The sequence below is a fragment of the Pseudomonas weihenstephanensis genome, from assembly GCF_001043055.1.
Classification (GTDB): Bacteria; Pseudomonadota; Gammaproteobacteria; order Pseudomonadales; family Pseudomonadaceae; genus Aquipseudomonas; species Aquipseudomonas weihenstephanensis.
The window spans coordinates 131913-148192 of sequence record NZ_JYLF01000005.1 but is presented as its reverse complement, the minus strand read 5'-3'; the positions used below and the strand labels follow the sequence as shown (position 1 = coordinate 148192).

Sequence of the window (16280 nt, the reverse complement as noted above, 5' to 3'; positions counted from 1 at the left end):
TCATGCACACGCCAGTATCGCGTCATACCAAAGTGCCTATTTCTATTTTGGGCGGCACCATTAATGCGCACTTTTATGGTTTTAAAGGTTTTGATAAGAACAATGAGCATTTTGCCGTGGGGGTTAATACCGACACCGCGGACATCCCTCTTGTTCGCGTGCACTCGGAGTGCATCACCGGTGATGTGTTCGGTTCACAACGCTGCGACTGTGGCCCGCAACTGCAAGAAGCCCTTGAAACGTTGAATGCACAAGGGGGGTATTTGATTTATCTGCGTCAGGAAGGGCGCGGCATTGGTTTGTATTCCAAGTTTGAGACCTACTTATTGCAAGACACCGGGCTGGATACCTATGAGGCCAACTTGCACCTCAATCATCCCGCGGATTCGCGCACGTTTACCCCGGCGGTGGACATGCTCAAAGCCCTTAAGGTGACGCAATGCCGCTTGTTGACCAATAACCCGGAGAAAGTCCAGCAATTGCGCGATGGCGGGATTGATGTGGTGAGTGCAGTGCCTACGGGGGTGTTCCTGACCCAACATAACCGTGGCTATTTGCAATCGAAGGTCACTAAATCCAGTCACTCCATCAAGTTGTAAGGCTTGCTTTCGAAAAGGATTTCACCATGAAACATATAGGTCCTATCAGCGGTATTTCCGCGCATGCCAGTGAGTTCATTGCGACGGCCGGCTATGACAACCAAGTGATTCTGTGGGACGCCAAAACCGGGCGTTCGATTCACCGTGTTACCCACGACCATCTGGCTAACCAATGTGCCTTCAGCGCTGATGGCAAGTACTTGGTCAGCGCCAGCAGTGATTACACCGCACGTATTTGGGAGGTGCCCAGCTTGCGTTTGAAGTCGGTGCTGTCCGGGCATGGCGATGATGTTGAAATGGCGGTTTTTTCACCCGACGGTACGCGTGTCGCCACCTGTTCGCGCGATCACGTACTGCGTATTTTCGACCTGGACGGTACGTTGCTGGGTGAACTGAAGGGGCATGACGCCGACGTGATTTCAGTGGTTTGGTCGCCAGACGGACTGCGCCTGATTTCCAGCAGCGATGACGGCACCGTGCGCCAGTGGGACACGGCCAGCCTGGCGCAGTGTGGCCTGGTAGACATTGGCGGCGTTGAAACTGACACCATCGCAATCACCCGTCAGGGCCTGGTTTTTGCGGGTGACGATGACGGCCGTATTTCATTGATCAGCAATGAGCACGTACGCACGATTCCTGCCCATGAAGCCGGGATCAAGCGCATCGTGTGGAACGACGATAAACAGTTGTTGGTGACGCTCAGTTACGACCGTTCGGCGATTGTCTGGGAACTGGACGCCCAGCAAGATCTGATCAAACGCCGTACCACCGCCTTGCCAAGCATTGTCTGGCCGCGTAGCTGCGCCTTTGTCGGCGAAGAAAAATTGGTGTTTGCCACCTTTGGCTCGCGCTACGCGACCTGGAATTACGCCGAGGATCAATGGCACGTCGACGGCATCGCCCCGGCCGTGAGTATCAACGCGGTGGTCAACGATGCAGGGCAGCAATACAGCATCGGCGACGCAGGGATGCTGTTCAAAGATAACCAGCCGGTCATGGGCGTGGGCAGCCTGTGCAACTTCCTGTTGCCCTTTGGACCATTGCTATTGTCAGGTGGGCAAATGGGGCAAGTCTTTGATGCGCTGACCGGGCGGCTTCTGTATCAACATCGTTCACCGCTTAACTGCGCCACTGCGTTTCACAAGGACGGTGTGTTGCACGCCCTTATCGGCACTTACACCGGCGAAGGCCTGGTGTTTGCTCTGGACACGGCACATGGCTTGACGCTGATCGCGTCTATCCCGATGCACGACAACGCAATCAAGGGGGTGGCGGCCAACGACCGACACTTGTTCAGCGTTTGCGCCTCGGCCGCCGTGGCGTTGCACAACATTGACGACTTCAGCAGCGCGCGGCATGTCGAGCAGGCGCACACTCGGATCTCCAATGGTTGCTGCACCGTAGACGGCGGTTTTGCCAGTATCGGTCGCGACCTGAAACTGCGCCTGTGGCTGGGCTCAGGCGATGAGGTCTACGACACGCCACACGTAAACTCGATCAAGTGCATTTGTGCTTCGGCGGATGGTCGTGTCATTGCGACCGCCAACTACAGCGGCACCATAGCGTTGTTCGATTTACCAAGCCGCACCTGGATGGATGTCGAACGTCCGACCGCCAGTGGCATCTCGTGTTTGAGCCAGGACAAGGACAGCAATGGCTTCATTGCCAGCTCCTATGACGGCAACATTTACACCATCGCCTATCGCCAAGCCTCTTAACGTCACCAGGAGCGGACAATAATGAATAAGCAGACGCAATTTCTGGATGTGCCCACGTATAGAAACGTACTCAACACTTCATTTGTTCATCGTTACGGCAACGGTGAGGACGAGTGGTCATGGGACATAGGCATGGCCAAGGCCGCGCGGGTGTTTCTTGAGCATTTGGGGGATAGAAGCGATCAACTGATTCTGGATGTCGGGGTCGGGCGGGGGCGTGATGCGTCCGAGTTGATACAGGCAGGTCATCGCGTTACCGGTCTGGATATCGTCGAAAACTCCAGTTGGCCTTTGCTGCGCAAACGTTGGGGCGAGCGGCTTGAGCTGGTGCCTTGCGCACTGCAAGACTGGCAGCCGACCTTATTACGTCAATTCGATGCGGCGTTGGATAACGGCTGCTTTCACCACCAGCACCCGGAGGAGTGGCAAAGCTATCTGGATGACCTGCGCCGCCATGTTCGCCCAGGGGGCCTGATTGCAATCAACGTATTTGGCGTCGACGCCAGCAACCTCACACCGGGTTGGCGTGAAATGGACAACCGCCGTCAAGGCTACTTTTTTACCGAGCAAGGGATTCGCGACACGCTGGAAGGTTTCGGATTGACTTGGGAGCAGCTCATCACCATCGAACGCCAACATGGCGATGCGGTGTATCTGCTGGCGCTGGTGCGCACTTGATAACGCGACCGACAGTCACACACGTATGCGTTTGAGGGCCTGCCGGGCCTGAATAAGGCCGGAACCCGCACAGGCTTCCGGCTTTTTAATGACGAACGTGACGTGCTCCGAAGGGCTGAGAGTGGTAAATTCTGCGCCCATGAAACTCGTCTCCCTCTTAACGAACACCCGCTTCAAAGCCAAAACGCTGAATGTCGCCGGTTCGTGGGTTGAACTGGGGATGAGTCGTGCGCCAAAGGAACCTTCACATGAATGATTTACTGACTCGCCGCCATGTTGTTCAAGGCCTGGGCTTGCTCAGTCTGGGGTTGCTCGCTGGGTGCGATCCCGGCAGTGGGTTGTCGTACAAGTACGGTAAAGATTTGAGCAATGAGATCCTGGGGCGCAAGTTCAAGCTGCACGATACTCAGGGCAATGACGTCATGCTGGGCAGCTTTCGCGGCATGATGCCCATGATTTTCTTTGGTTTCACCCAATGCCCGGCGGTGTGCCCAACTGCGCTGGCGCGCGCCGCGCAAGTGAAAAAAATGATGGGCCCGGATGGTGACCGGTTGCAGGTGGTGTTCATCACGCTCGATCCTGAGCGCGACACGCCTGCGGTGCTGGATGCCTACGTCAAAGCCTTCGATCCGACCTTTATGGCGCTGTCTGGCACGCTGGAAGAAACCGCTGCCACGGCCAAAGAGTTCAAGGTGTTTTACGAGAAAATCCCGAGTGGCTCGACTTATACGCTTTCACACACGGCCACCAGCTTCGTATTTGATACCCGCGGTGTGCTGCGTCTTGGTTTGTCACCTTCGTTGTCTGCCAAGCAGTGCACCGAAGACTTGCTGACGGTGATGTCGGTCTGCTGATTTAACGCCCCTTTGAAAGAGCCAACCTTATGAAACCTGTTAAGTATCTGATGTTGTCGTTGCTGGGCTTGAGCCTGCACGTTTCGGCGCAAACCACCGTGGATGACGCGTGGGTACGTGCCACGGTGGCTGGCCAGCAAGCCAGTGGTGCCTTCATGCACATTACTTCGACCACGGACAGCAAACTGGTGGAGGTCAAATCCCCTGTGGCCAGGACCGTACAGATCCACGAGATGAAAATGGTCAACGATGTGATGAGCATGGGACCTGTGCCTTTCGTTGCTTTGCCGGCGGGTAAAACCGTCGACATTGAGCCAGAGGGCTATCACGTCATGCTGATTGACCTGGTCGGGCAAATCAAAGAGGGCGACAGCGTGCCACTGACGCTGGTCATTGAGGATGCCAAAGGCGCTCAGCAATCGATTGAGGTCAAGGCCCCGGCCCGCGCGCTCAACGCCGTGTCCAAGCATGATCATGGGGCCATGCACATGTCAGATCACGGCAACATGCACTGATCTTTTTACGGAGTCACGGGCGATATCGCTGAAGTTGTGGACTTCGTGACAGAGGCGCAGGCGCAGATGTTTTCTACGCGTGCGGCGTTGCATGCACCTCTGTTTCTGCCCGGCGCCGTCGATTTTTGGCGTCGGCAAGGGTTTACGCTGACGGACATCGAACACGACCCGGTGTGGCATACGACCCATATGGAGCGGCGGCTTTTACACGCCACCTGAAAGATGGCCGTTGAAGGTAAAAAAAGCGGCTGTTCATGGATTTAACTGTTTGCCGGGAAGGCGGGTTTATGGAAGTCGAAACCGTGGTTGCATGAGGATTTTCATATGTTGTTAGCCAAAAAAGAGAGCCGTACAGCAGACGTTTTAGGGCTGCTGGTCATTGCGCTAACAGGGGGCTTCGCGGTCTATGCCTGTTTGGAGTTCACAGCTTGGTGGCAGAGCTATCTGGCGCTGATGATCTTTTATGCATGCTTTAATATCGCGCTCTTTTCGGGGATAAAACCTGCGCCCTGGGAAGGCAGTATTGTCTTTGTTTTTTTTCTGGCCGTGGCGCTGATTTACATCTTTCTGTTTGCGGTTCTTTATCAGAGACACTGCCTGTTAGACATCCCGACTACGTGCGCAACCTACTCAGTGCTGCAAAGTCCCTTCAACGGGGACTATCTCTACGCGTCCACTGTCGTGTTCACAACCCTGGGTTTTGGCGACATTGTGCCCAAGCCCGGGGCAGGACGTATTGTTGTGGCGACCCAAGCCCTGATCGGGATGACGTACAGCGCGACCGCGATATTGATCATTTTGGGACGCTCGGGCTGGTATTCAGCCAGGGGCGAGTCAGCGGCACAGCCAATCCTTATTGACCGCGAACATGCACAGGTTCAGACGGACAGGTTTGCCCACACGTCGAAAGCGCTCGAAGACATGTCGACGTTGCTGAGTGCTCTGAGTACTAAAGTGGACACCGTTAACAATCAATTGGTCAGCCTCAAGCGATACGCGCTGTGGGCAAGCTTTGCCTTGATTGTGTTGTCATTTTTTGCAGGCATGGCCCTGGGTCATAAGTTTTAAGGGGGGGGCGAGGAAACATCGATCCCCTCGCCTTGAATGATTCAGAGCCTGCCACTGAGCGGGTATTCAATGGCGAGCCGTATCTGGTCCGTGTCCAGCTCGGCCTGTGCAGCGTTGCCCCGGTGGATGTTGTGGCGCAGTGACAGCAGGGTGCCCTTGGCGGCACCGCTCTGTATGACGTAACGCGCCTCCAGGTCCCGCTCCCAATGCTTGCCATGTTTGCCATAGCCCAAGTAGGCATAGCCGCCGCGCGGGTCCACATGGCTGCCGTCGATATCACTGCCACGCACATAGGCTGCGCTGAACATCAATCCGGGCAGGCCCCAGGGCGACATGTCCAGATCGTAGCGGGCTTGCCATGACTGTTCGTTGGGTGCGTTGAAGTCAGACAACTGAACGGCGTTGGTAATGAAAATGGCACCTCGGGTCACGTAGTCGAACGGTGTGCTGCCGTGTACTTTTTGGTAACCGAGGCTGACACTGTGCGGCCCTTGGGAGTAGGTAGAGAGTGCGCTCCAAGTCGTGTTGTCGATGCTGCCTGACAGCGCTTTGCCTTCATCGGTTGTGCGATAAAGGTTGAAGTTGAATGTCAACGCGCGTTTAGCATCAATCGCGTGGCTAAAGATCGCACCCAGATAGTGCTGGTTCCAGGTGTTCTCATAGCGTGAGGTGTAGAGGCTGGCGCTGAAGTTTTTGCGCGGGGTATAAACCACGCCTGCCAGGTCAAAGGCATCGCCTTTGAGCGCATTGGAGTAGTTCACCACAAAGCCTTGATCGTGGCTGCTGGCGTTACGGTCGGTGCTCTCAGTGAAATGCCCGCCGACCATTTTAAGGTCTGCAAACTCATGGCTGACGGCGAAGACCCCGGTTGCTGTCTCGGGGAGCAAACGGCTGTCGGAAGAGCTGAAGACTGGCGTTTTGACCCGCTGTTCGCCGTAGGACACCACGGTATTGGACATGCGCAGCTTAAGTGCTGCTCCGCCTCGGCTAAAGTTGTCCTTGGGGTAACCTTCGTTGTCCAGCCCCAGCAAGCGCGCCTTGCCAGCCCGTCCGCCACCGCTGTCAAGTTTGACGCCTTGGTAGGCGTGCGCATCGACCCCTACGCCAATCAACCCTTGTGTGAAACCTGATTGCAGGGTGGCCATCAAACCGTAGGCCCATTCTTCGGCATAGCCATTACGCTCGGCCTTTGGTTTGTAGGCGTTACGGGCGCCGCTGTTGCGAGCGCCATGCTGGTAGTCTCGGCGGTCGTACACTGTGCGGTTAATCACGTTCCAGGTGCTATCTTCGATCAAACCCTGGCTTTGGGATTGAATGGAGTCAGCCAGAGTGATCGGGCTGACGAACACCATCAGCATCGCGGCCCGAGTGTTCAGCGCCGTCATTGCGCAACCTGTTGTTCAAACGCGGCACTCAGGCGATCGAGCGCCAGCTTTGGCAGTGTGGGCGCAATCTGTAAGTAACTCGATTCATGCAGCATGCTTCTCGTGGCGCCACAGGTGAGCATTTTCACTTCATGGGGCTGGGCTGCAACCGACGCGCATAGCAATGCACTGGTCAGAAACAGGGGCAGGGAGCAACGTCGCATGTTCATTCATCCAAAAACAGTTCAAGAAGTTCGAAAGCGCAGGATCTGTGCGCCATCCACGGGTATCCCTTCAAAAATACTTGAGCCAGGTGATGTCACGTCGACGGCTTTTTAACCCGGCAAACCAGCGCACCGGCCAATACAGAGCAGTGACCAGCGCAATGGCGGTGAGCCAGACAGCGCCAATGCCGTCAAAACCAAAGTAGGCGCCGTGATTCAGTCCAAACGCTGCAACGCAGAGCACATACAGCACTTTGAGCACATACAGGTGCAACAGATAGAAGAACATCGGTGCGCCACCCAATACCGCGAGTGTGCTGAGCCATTTGTGTTGCTGGGCACGTTCAAACGCCAACAGCAGCAAGAGCCCAACGCCCAGCGTAAGTGTCAGGAACAGCAACGAAGGCGGGTATTTGGTGATGTTGAAAAAGCTCATCAGCGTATGGGTGACATTCCCGTAGTTCGTCCATTGCGCCTCGCCATAACCGTTGAGCCACCGTAACGCGACAAAACCCATCAGTAGACCTGTACCCGTCAACAACAAGTAACGCTGACGGACGTGGGCTGAAACCGAGCGTGTAAACCACGGGCCTACGCAATAACCGAGCGCGATGACACCGATCCACGGCAGCACAGGGTAGGAGGTGCGCAGTCGCAAGGTGTCCGAGAACTCGATCCAGCCCCGGTCATGCAAAATTGCCCACGGCACGTGCAGGTCAGAACCCACCGCAAAGTGCACTGTGTCGAGCAGGTTATGCCCGGCCACGATGACGAGGCCCACAACAAACAACGCGGGACGGGGTAACCAGACCAAGGCTGAGAGCGCAATCATGCTGATACCAATGGCCCAGATGACTTGCAGGTAAATCACGCTGGGCGGGAACTGGAAGGTCCAGGCGAAGTTGACCAGCGTGAACTCCAGCACCACCAGAAACAGGCCGCGCTTAAACAGAAAAGCGGATACATCGCCCTTGCCCTGATATTTCTCGCCGTAGAGATACGCGGACAACCCCGTGAGCAGAACAAACACCGGGGCACACAAATGGGCGAGGGTACGGCTGACAAACAGGGCAGGTTCGGTGCTGTCAATGCTCATTGGGTCAGCGACCTGTCGGTGCAGCAAGAAGGTCTCGCGCACGTGGTCCAGCAGCATGAGCACAATCACCAGACCGCGCAGGGCGTCAATGGACAGCAGGCGTTGGTGAATGGGAGGTGCAGCAGTGGGAGCGTTAGTCATTGAAGGATCGCAAGCAAGGATTGTGGGAATGAACGTGCAAGGGCGAACATGAATTAGTAGTTATCTTATAACGTTTCTAATTCGATTGACCATCGTTCATTCCACAGAGCCTGGACCCTGCTCATCAATGCCTCAGCACAGGAGCTTGTGCTGAGGTTGTGATGGGCTGATTCGGCGACCACCGAGGCAAGGCACAAGAACCGCAGGCTGCAATGGGTTGGCACGTCTGCCCGAGCACGCGGTCAATAGCTGTAACGGCCCATTTTCCTTCAGGATCGCTGCCATGCCCGAGATACCGTTCCCTGATGTGTTGCCACACGACCTGCATTATGTCGACGACACGCAGCCTGGAATCACCCGCAAAAGGTCACGTGGGAAATTTCGTTATTTCGATCCCGAAGGCCGACGCATTGTTGATCCGGGCGAAATTAAACGTATCAATGCCCTTGCGGTGCCGCCCGCGTATATCGAGGTATGGATCTGCGCCGATCCACGCGGGCATCTTCAAGCCACGGGGCGTGATGCCCGAGGGCGCAAGCAATACCGCTATCACACGCGCTGGCGTGAAGTGCGCGATGCCAGTAAATACTCGCGTCTGCGCGAATTCGGGCGGGCCCTGCCCAAGCTGCGCAAGCAATTGGAAGCGCGCCTCGCCACACCGGGCTTCAGTCGGGACAAGGTGATGGCCACGGTAATCACTTTGCTCGACGCGACCCTCATCCGCGTCGGTAACACCCAATACGCCAAAGACAATCGCTCTTATGGGCTGACGACCTTGCGCAGCCGTCATGTTGAGGTCAGTGGCACCACGATTAAATTTCAGTTTCGCGGCAAAAGCGGAGTCGAACATCAAATCTCAGTCAAGGACCGCAGGCTGGCGGGGATCATCAAACGTTGCCTGGAGATTCCGGGGCAAAACCTGTTTCAGTATCTGGACGAAGAGGGGGTACGCCACAGCATCACGTCCTCTGACGTTAACGCCTATCTGCACACCTTGACCGGCGCTGATTTCACCGCCAAGGACTTTCGCACCTGGGCCGGCAGCGCATTAGCGCTATCAGTTTTGCGAGGCCTGCAATGGCAGCCTGAGGCAGACGCCAAACGATACGTGGTTGATATGGTGAAAAACGTCGCTAAACACTTGGGAAACACCCCGGCGGTGTGTCGCAAGTGCTATATCCACCCGGCCGTGCTGGAGGGGTTCATATCAGGCGCACTGGCGGATCTGCCCACGCCAAGGGTACGCAAAGGGCTTAAAGTGCAGGAAGTGGGACTGGCAATGTTCCTCGATACTCTGTTGCATACCCAGGCCAAAGGCGGTGATGCCTGACCATTATTGAAAGTTCGGCACTCTGGCGCGCTGTAAGGGTCTACCCCTCAAGCCTGACGCTCATTGCAGCAGCACAGGCATGAATACGGTCCATTGCGTCCTAAAGAGGTTAACCATGCGAAATACCCTTTGTGCATCACTCATTGCCGGCTTTTTATGCGCAGCACCTTTTGTTGTGCAGGCCGCAGATGACACCGCCAGCGATTGCAAGAAAGGCTCCATATTGGCCACATCCATGGATCACCACACGTGCTACACCAGTGGGGACAAGGCGCCTGATCAATACACCCGCGAGGAAAATGCACTTAAAAACTGGAAAGCCAAAGGCCTACCAAAACCTGACGAAGACGCCCAGTGGGTCGAGTTCAGCCGTCATTACGTCCTGGTCAACCGCGTTAACGCGGTGATTATGCAAATACGCGCACTGGATGGCACGGTCGTAAGCCAGTAAGCCGACGGGGAAGGGCCGCTGAGCACAGCGGCTCTGCCGTTACTGTGGGCCGTAGCACTTTTTTTATGGTTGATTGTAAAATGCCATTATTCGCATGTGTCTGGCATGCCAAGGATTAATGGTTGAGGAAGGGAGGGCAAGATGCCGTCTTTTGCCTTACTTACAATGGATACGGTAATGATTTTGGTCCATATTTTTGTGGCGGAACATAAGGCGTTAAAGAACCTTAATATTCCTATTAATGGCAGTTTTAACTGCACTTACAGTCGTGGCCATGCAAGTCTATTTAAAAAGGACGATACGACGTGGTTTTACCGTGATCATCATTGTACGGCCTTGATTGGGCCCAATGGCGCGGGTAAGAGCAGCACGCTAGAAGTGCTAGAATTGCTCAGCGGTGAGAGTGACTCCAGAGCGCTGGTGGTGTTTTTTGATAGCGCTAAAACGTGCTATCACTTATGCATGATCAATATTGATGTCACGGAACTGACGTGGGTCGAATCAGATGCGCGATTCTTTCTTGTTTCAGATAATCAGGAATTTCTAACCGAGCATGCTATACACTTTGTGAAAATTAATTCGCTCTCGGGGGACGAGGGAGGGTTAAATTTCTCGAAGGCTAAAAAATTCAAACATATCCATGATCTGAGTATTCGAGAGAACGTAAAAAGTACCGCCCGCAAAAAACGCTATTTTGAGAAGTTGTTGCGCTATTTTAATAACGCACCGGATCGCGATGAGTTTTTGGAAAGCGTTAACTTTGAATTCACCTTTACCTCCTCCTCCATGAGCATCATTGAGCGCGTCATACGGCGTCCTTCAACGAATGCCAAATACAGCAACGAACTGCTTTCCCAATGGGAACATGTCAACTATTCGCCTGAATTGAGTGAGGAGGAAGTCAGTTACGGCAGCGTGTACCAGCGACTACTGGGTATGAATATTCTTTCCATTATAAGTGCACTCAGTAAGGTCTCCGGTCTGCAAGAAGACAGCCTGTCACGCTTGCTTCATCAGTACAGTGTGGTGGTGAGAGACTTTCCGGATACCCTTGTGGTTTCTGATTGTTTGAGACGGGCACTGCTTCAATTAGAAGAATCAGAGTGGGTACGATTATCCCAATACCGTATTGGCGTCGAGCATATGAAGAATGTGCTGGAAGGCTATTTCAAGGTATTTGAACGCTTGGCTTCCCTCATTATTGACCATTGTTATGACGGAGAATATCTGAATTTGGGGAGGGTCAAGACGGATGACTACGCGACCATCGAGGCGTTGACAGAGGTCATCCAACGACTGCCTGCTAATATCGCGGCCAATATCAAATGGGGTTGGCGAGGAATTAGCAGTGGAGAGCTGGCACGTGCGCATGTGTTCTCCGAGAGCTATCACTATTTAAAGACTGCCTCACCCCAAGCCAATCATATTTTTCTGCTGGACGAGGCCGATCTCTATTTGCACCCCGAATGGCAACGGACGTTTTTGCATGAGTTTTTATCTCACCTGTGGTACTTGGAGCAGAGCCGAGGTGTCAGAAAGCCTCAGGTTATTATCTGCACCCATTCGCCGATCATGATCAGTGACTTTTTGCCTGACGATATTGTGTCGCTCGCCAAAAATGAAGACGGCGATATTGAAGTGACCCCGTCCTCAGGATTTGGTAATAGCATTGCCGATATTTATATGAATGGCATGCACCTGACATCGACCTTTGGAGAGCACGCACAGCGAAAAATTGCGCACTTGTTGCAGGCAGCCAAACAAGGGCAATTAACCTCCCAAGACCGCGTGCTGATTGAAAAACTGCCGGGCACTCCCATCAAGAACTATTTTCTCTATCATGATCAAAATCAATAAAGTCTACGCGGATGCATTCATCCAGACGTACGTTGAGTACGCCTTGGAAGATGTGCTGTATCCCAAAATAGTTAACCTGCTCAACAAGGTCCCTCTCGACGAGCAGGCCAAGGCGAGAGGGGTGTTCACTAAAGACTACTTGAAGGGGCTGCTGATTGCTCCACCCGCCCTGTTTGAAGCCAAAATTGAAGAGCTGTTTGCATTGTTCCCGATGCTTGCCGAGCGGTATTGTTACGCCTATCTGCTGACGGAATCGGACCTGGCGTTCGATGCCGTTAACCTCGATATACAGTCGGCGGCTGGGAAAGACGCTTTTGATCTGGCTGTGATTAAAGCCATTCACGAACTGCGGATTTTAACCGACCGGTACACGCTGTGCTTAACGCCTCATATTATTGAACAGCTGGAGTCCGACCTGCCGCGGCATAAAAAAAAGCGCTACCTGTGTCGATTAGAAAACGCCAAGCGCGGTCACTCGCAAGTCACCGACGCCGATAAAGAGCGCTTTCCACCCTGGATACAGGTATTCAAAGATTGTTTTGATTACGAAGCTATCTCTGAACAATTTGGTATGGCGATCACGGGTCAACTCGCCCTGACGGTCTGTCCCTATTGCGCGCTGGAGGAGATCCAGACGTATTCCGCTATTTCGGTACGTCCTGACCTTGATCATTTTTATCCCAAGACGCGCTTCCCGTTCCTGGCGATTTCTTTGTTCAATTTGATCCCGGCGGGATCGATCTGTAATCAAAAACACAAAAGAAACAGCTCCATGCTCGGCCACATGAATCCTTATATCGACAGCCTTGAGGGCGCGAGTGTGTTCAGGGTCGGGTTTGTGCCTGACGGTAACGAGGCTCAAACGCTTACCTTTGATGTGGTGCCACAAAATGAGCCCTTCAAGGATAAAAACATTGAGCTTTTCAAAATCAAGGGCCTGTACAACGGAAATGAAAATTTACGCGCCTGGTATCTGGATACCTATAAGTTGCGAGAGTTTTTGAAGGGGCAGGGTGTAGACCTCAGTGCTGTGAACTTCAACTCGCCCCTCCATGCCGCGGTGCTCGATCTGAGCCGTCCCACTACCAAAGTGTCAGCGCAAAAATTTAAAGTCGAGGCCATCAACGACCTGTTTGAACAAGCGTTGCAAGTGGTCAGCCAGCCTGAACATTAAGCGCTACGCGCGTTGCCCTCTTGGTGCTGTAAGACCCGACAACCCATCAGCCGTGAATGATCTGAATATGTTGTAACTGCCCGTATCCCATCACAAAACGCGTACCGAATATGGCATGTCGATGGCGCTTGATATCTACACTTTTTAATCATTGTGCAGTTCAGGAATCCGATCATGACTCACCATTTGCATCACCATACTCCTTCGCTCAGCGCGTTCGATCCGCGCGGTTTAGAAGTGCGTTGCGTGGCATACCACCGTCGTTCAACAGCGCAACCTCCTGAGGCACGTATAAGCCGGCAGTCTTACACCGCTTCAGGCTTTCTATGTGAACAATGGGATGCGCGCTTGGGCGCGCTGCACGAAAAAGACCCGAGCCTGCAACCGAATCAACGCACTGTTTTCTCACTTTCGGGTTACGTGTTGTGCTGCCGTAATCTGGATCAAGGGCCGCGTATTGTCAGGGTAGGGGCGAGTAATCAGGTACTGGAACGTTGGGATGGTGCCGGTACCCGACATCGCTATGAATACGATTCGCTTTTGCGTCTGACTGCGGTATTTGAACAACCCGCCAATGCGCCGCAGCCAAGGTGCGCAGAGCGCTTCAGCTATGCCCAAGCATCCGATGAAGAAGCGGCGGGCAATGGCTGTGGCCGTTTGAGACGTCATGATGATCCCGCAGGGACGTTGCTGTATGAGCACTACGATCTGTGGGGAAACACCACGGCGCAGTCGCGACGATTTTGCCTGGATTTGGCGGAGGAAGCGGATTGGCCGTTGTTGCCAGCGTTACGAGATCTGACGCTTGAACACCACGCCTATGCCACTCAATGCCAGTACGGCGCCTTAGGGCAATTAGTGGCTCAGACGGATGCCAAGGGCTATCGACAAGTGCCGCGTTATGGGGTGGATGGTTTGTTGGCATCGATGGCGGTCACGTTAAGCAGGGGTGTTAGCCGCACGGTGTTGCAGCAGCGCCATTACAGCGCCAGCGGCAACGTTGAGAAGGAATATGCGGGGAATGGCATGCGCAGTGTGCTGGCTTACGATGGGGCTACAGATCAATTGCTAAGGTGTACAACTTACCGTGATGGTCAGCTTGATTTGCCCTTACAGGACTTGAGTTATACCTACGACCCCGTTGGGCAAGTACTCAGCATTCGTGACACAGCACAACAGACGCAGTGGTTGGACAACACACAAATCGAGGCATCCTGTACGTATGCGTACGACACGCTCTATCAATTGATAACGGCGACCGGACGCGAGAATGCCCAGCAAAACCACGGTCCGGGTTTACCGGGGCGAGTGGATTTTGGTTCGAGTATCGTCGGGCGTTGCCGCCACTATCGCCAACATTACGCTTACGATGCAGGCGGAAACCTTGTTTCTCTGCAACACCTGCCCTCGCAAGGGAGCGGCTATACGCGGCACATGAATGTCTCAAGCAAGAGCAATCACAGTTTGGCCCAGGACGCAGGCTTTTCATCGGCGCCAATGTTAGGCAGCGGGTTTGATCTCAATGGTAATCAGCAGGCCCTACAGCAAGGCCAGACCTTGCACTGGACGTTGCGCGATCAACTACAGCGCGTGACTCAAGTGGTGCGTGTGGATGGGGCAAACGATGACGAAGTCTATCGCTACGATGGAAGTGGCCAGCGAATACTCAAAGCGCGTGTGTATAACGCTCACCGCAAGGTTCACCGTTCTGAGACTCGCTATTTGCCGGGGCTGGAGATTCGACGCAACAGTGCAACAGGCGAATGGTTGAATGTTGTGACGGTAGAGGGCGATCTTTGCAGCGTGCGTGTTTTGCTGTGGGAGCAAGGTCTTCCTTCCGGTATGGAGGATGGCCAGATGCGTTACAGCCTTTCGACGCACTTGGGCAGTCGTACATTGGAGCTGGATCAAGATGCGCGTCTGCTTAGCCAGGAAGACTACTACCCGTATGGCGGCACCTCATGGCTGGCTTCTAAAAACGCCATTGAAGCCAGCTATAAAACGTTGCGCTTTTCGGGCAAGGAGCGCGATGCCAGTGGCTTGTACTACTTTGGTTATCGTTATTACGCGCCTTGGTTGTTTCGCTGGATCAGCGCAGACCCTGCCGGTGATATTGACGGTTTGAATTTGTACTGCATGGCGAACGGTAACCCGGTCAATCGCCGTGACGCCCAAGGCTTGCAAAGCAATGATGTGGCTGTTCCCAAAAGCCGAACGGTGTCCCTGCGTAGCTATATTGCACAGGTGTCGAGTGCGGTCAGGTCTCGTGTGCAAATCGGGAGTTCGGCGGCCATTCGTGACGCCTTGTCGACCTACATCAGCAACGCCTTGAGCACAGGTCTGGATGTTGCTCTTTTTGAGGGGGTACAGCCCACTGCGGCACTTAACAATGCCTTGAGAAGCACGGTGGCTTTACTTGATGCCCTCGCCATGTTGCATATGACAAGTGGCTTGTTGGGGAATGCAGTGCGCTGGAGTCCTTTCATTGGTTTTGCAGTAGCCGCTGCCTCTGATATTGGTTTTGAGCACCGCGCGGGCGTTGAAGCAGGGGACACAGACCAAGTGTGGGACCCGGTGGCGCGACAGCGGCTAGGTGGCCACCTGCGTGCTTTTTCACGCGAAATAGTGCAGCAGGCGCTGCGTGGCCTGGGTGATAACGCGTCCTGGGGGCAGACACCGCTTGGCGCCAGGGTGCCAAGAACATTGATGGCCTCTGCTGCCTATGGTTTGGCAACGGTGCCCAACGCTATTTTTGCTGGCTCTATACCTGCTCCGCTGATCCCTAATATTGCCCCCCTGATAGAAGCTTACGATGGCGCAGCAGGCGCCATTATCCGCAGTGGCCATCCCTCGGTGCGGCTTGAGCGGCATCAGCAAACCCTTCAACTCCCACCTCTGACCGACACGCTGCATGGCGGAGTGAGTCGAATGTTCAATCAAACATGGACGTACTGGGCGGGTGTGGGGATTGAGGCGGTTGCCGCTTATGTCACAGGCTCACCTGCAGCTGCACAAAGTGCTCGCACGCGCACTTGGGTGGGGGTTGCGCGGGGCATCGTGTCGGCAATTACTGAGGTGCGGGGGGTACTCTTGCAAACAGCCAGGGCAGGCTTCAGCAATATTGCGCGTTTGTGGCGACCCTCTCGAGCGTGATATATCCGTTTGTTTGAGCGCCTGGGTGGTAATCGCTAGCGGCTGGCCGGGATACGCC

The 16280-nt window shown here is 54.3% G+C and carries 14 protein-coding genes and 1 pseudogene; 12 read left to right on the top strand and 3 right to left on the bottom strand.

Annotation, left to right across the window (positions count from 1 at the left end; translation table 11 throughout):
• Positions 1 to 2 precede the first annotated feature (2 nt).
• The 7 genes and pseudogenes from ribA to TU86_RS13730 all read left to right on the top strand — a co-directional run bounded on the left by ribA (position 3) and on the right by TU86_RS13730 (position 5432).
• Complete coding sequence (ribA, locus tag TU86_RS13760) at positions 3 to 599, top strand: GTP cyclohydrolase II RibA (protein WP_048364873.1); 597 nt, start codon at positions 3 to 5, stop codon at positions 597 to 599.
• A gap of 26 nt (positions 600 to 625) precedes the next feature.
• A complete protein-coding gene (locus TU86_RS13755; protein WP_048364872.1) occupies positions 626 to 2317 on the top strand; it encodes a WD40 repeat domain-containing protein in 1692 nt (563 codons plus the stop codon).
• Positions 2318 to 2338: 21 nt separating this feature from the next.
• The gene (locus TU86_RS13750) at positions 2339 to 2995 is read left to right on the top strand and encodes a class I SAM-dependent methyltransferase (protein ID WP_048364871.1); all 657 of its coding nucleotides are present in this window, start codon (positions 2339 to 2341) and stop codon (positions 2993 to 2995) included.
• A 248-nt stretch (positions 2996 to 3243) separates the two neighbouring features.
• Positions 3244 to 3849: an SCO family protein gene (locus TU86_RS13745; protein ID WP_048364870.1), complete on the top strand. Its 606-nt coding sequence runs from the start codon at positions 3244 to 3246 to the stop codon at positions 3847 to 3849.
• A gap of 29 nt (positions 3850 to 3878) precedes the next feature.
• A complete protein-coding gene (locus TU86_RS13740) occupies positions 3879 to 4364 on the top strand; it encodes a copper chaperone PCu(A)C (RefSeq protein WP_048364869.1) in 486 nt (161 codons plus the stop codon).
• An 87-nt stretch (positions 4365 to 4451) separates the two neighbouring features.
• Positions 4452 to 4583, top strand: a pseudogene (locus tag TU86_RS13735) (GNAT family N-acetyltransferase); the annotation flags it as partial.
• A 105-nt stretch (positions 4584 to 4688) separates the two neighbouring features.
• Entirely contained in the window at positions 4689 to 5432 is a 744-nt protein-coding gene (locus tag TU86_RS13730) for a potassium channel family protein (protein ID WP_048364868.1), read from the top strand.
• A gap of 41 nt (positions 5433 to 5473) precedes the next feature.
• Here the strand turns inward: TU86_RS13730 and TU86_RS13725 are convergent, their stop codons facing one another.
• The 3 genes from TU86_RS13725 to TU86_RS13715 all read right to left on the bottom strand — a co-directional run bounded on the left by TU86_RS13725 (position 5474) and on the right by TU86_RS13715 (position 8257).
• Complete coding sequence (locus TU86_RS13725) at positions 5474 to 6817, bottom strand: OprD family porin (RefSeq protein WP_048364867.1); 1344 nt, start codon at positions 6815 to 6817, stop codon at positions 5474 to 5476.
• Positions 6814 to 7020: a cupredoxin domain-containing protein gene (locus TU86_RS13720; protein WP_048364866.1), complete on the bottom strand. Its 207-nt coding sequence runs from the start codon at positions 7018 to 7020 to the stop codon at positions 6814 to 6816. The genes TU86_RS13725 and TU86_RS13720 overlap by 4 nt, the downstream gene beginning before the upstream one ends.
• 70 nt (positions 7021 to 7090) lie before the next feature.
• Entirely contained in the window at positions 7091 to 8257 is a 1167-nt protein-coding gene (locus TU86_RS13715; RefSeq protein ID WP_048364865.1) for an acetyltransferase domain-containing protein, read from the bottom strand.
• Between the two features lie 283 nt (positions 8258 to 8540).
• Here TU86_RS13715 and TU86_RS13710 point away from each other — a divergent pair, with 283 nt between their 5' ends.
• The 5 genes from TU86_RS13710 to TU86_RS13690 all read left to right on the top strand — a co-directional run bounded on the left by TU86_RS13710 (position 8541) and on the right by TU86_RS13690 (position 16222).
• The gene (locus TU86_RS13710; RefSeq protein ID WP_048364864.1) at positions 8541 to 9587 is read left to right on the top strand and encodes a DNA topoisomerase IB; all 1047 of its coding nucleotides are present in this window, start codon (positions 8541 to 8543) and stop codon (positions 9585 to 9587) included.
• 115 nt (positions 9588 to 9702) lie between these two features.
• Positions 9703 to 10038: an RcnB family protein gene (locus TU86_RS13705; protein ID WP_048364863.1), complete on the top strand. Its 336-nt coding sequence runs from the start codon at positions 9703 to 9705 to the stop codon at positions 10036 to 10038.
• Between the two features lie 141 nt (positions 10039 to 10179).
• A complete protein-coding gene (locus tag TU86_RS13700; protein ID WP_048364862.1) occupies positions 10180 to 11895 on the top strand; it encodes an AAA family ATPase in 1716 nt (571 codons plus the stop codon).
• Positions 11879 to 13069, top strand: a complete 1191-nt coding sequence (locus TU86_RS13695) for a hypothetical protein (protein ID WP_048364861.1) — start codon at positions 11879 to 11881, stop codon at positions 13067 to 13069. Before TU86_RS13700 ends, TU86_RS13695 begins: the two co-directional genes overlap by 17 nt.
• 174 nt (positions 13070 to 13243) lie before the next feature.
• On the top strand, positions 13244 to 16222 hold the full coding sequence (locus TU86_RS13690) for an RHS repeat-associated core domain-containing protein (RefSeq protein WP_048364860.1): 2979 nt from the start codon (positions 13244 to 13246) through the stop codon (positions 16220 to 16222).
• Positions 16223 to 16280 lie beyond the last annotated feature (58 nt).

Bases quoted from the DNA above. Each gene is read 5' to 3' on its own strand.
- TU86_RS13730 (WP_048364868.1), top strand. From the start codon at position 4,689: ATGTTGTTAGCCAAAAAAGAGAGCCGTACAGCAGACGTTTTAGGGCTG.
- TU86_RS13705 (WP_048364863.1), top strand. From the start codon at position 9,703: ATGCGAAATACCCTTTGTGCATCACTCATTGCCGGCTTTTTATGCGCA.
- TU86_RS13745 (WP_048364870.1), top strand. From the start codon at position 3,244: ATGAATGATTTACTGACTCGCCGCCATGTTGTTCAAGGCCTGGGCTTG.
- TU86_RS13690 (WP_048364860.1), top strand. From the start codon at position 13,244: ATGACTCACCATTTGCATCACCATACTCCTTCGCTCAGCGCGTTCGAT.
- ribA (WP_048364873.1), top strand. From the start codon at position 3: ATGCACACGCCAGTATCGCGTCATACCAAAGTGCCTATTTCTATTTTG.
- TU86_RS13740 (WP_048364869.1), top strand. From the start codon at position 3,879: ATGAAACCTGTTAAGTATCTGATGTTGTCGTTGCTGGGCTTGAGCCTG.
- TU86_RS13710 (WP_048364864.1), top strand. From the start codon at position 8,541: ATGCCCGAGATACCGTTCCCTGATGTGTTGCCACACGACCTGCATTAT.
- TU86_RS13750 (WP_048364871.1), top strand. From the start codon at position 2,339: ATGAATAAGCAGACGCAATTTCTGGATGTGCCCACGTATAGAAACGTA.
- TU86_RS13725 (WP_048364867.1), bottom strand. From the start codon at position 6,817: ATGACGGCGCTGAACACTCGGGCCGCGATGCTGATGGTGTTCGTCAGC.
- TU86_RS13695 (WP_048364861.1), top strand. From the start codon at position 11,879: ATGATCAAAATCAATAAAGTCTACGCGGATGCATTCATCCAGACGTAC.
- TU86_RS13715 (WP_048364865.1), bottom strand. From the start codon at position 8,257: ATGACTAACGCTCCCACTGCTGCACCTCCCATTCACCAACGCCTGCTG.
- TU86_RS13755 (WP_048364872.1), top strand. From the start codon at position 626: ATGAAACATATAGGTCCTATCAGCGGTATTTCCGCGCATGCCAGTGAG.
- TU86_RS13700 (WP_048364862.1), top strand. From the start codon at position 10,180: ATGCCGTCTTTTGCCTTACTTACAATGGATACGGTAATGATTTTGGTC.
- TU86_RS13720 (WP_048364866.1), bottom strand. From the start codon at position 7,020: ATGCGACGTTGCTCCCTGCCCCTGTTTCTGACCAGTGCATTGCTATGC.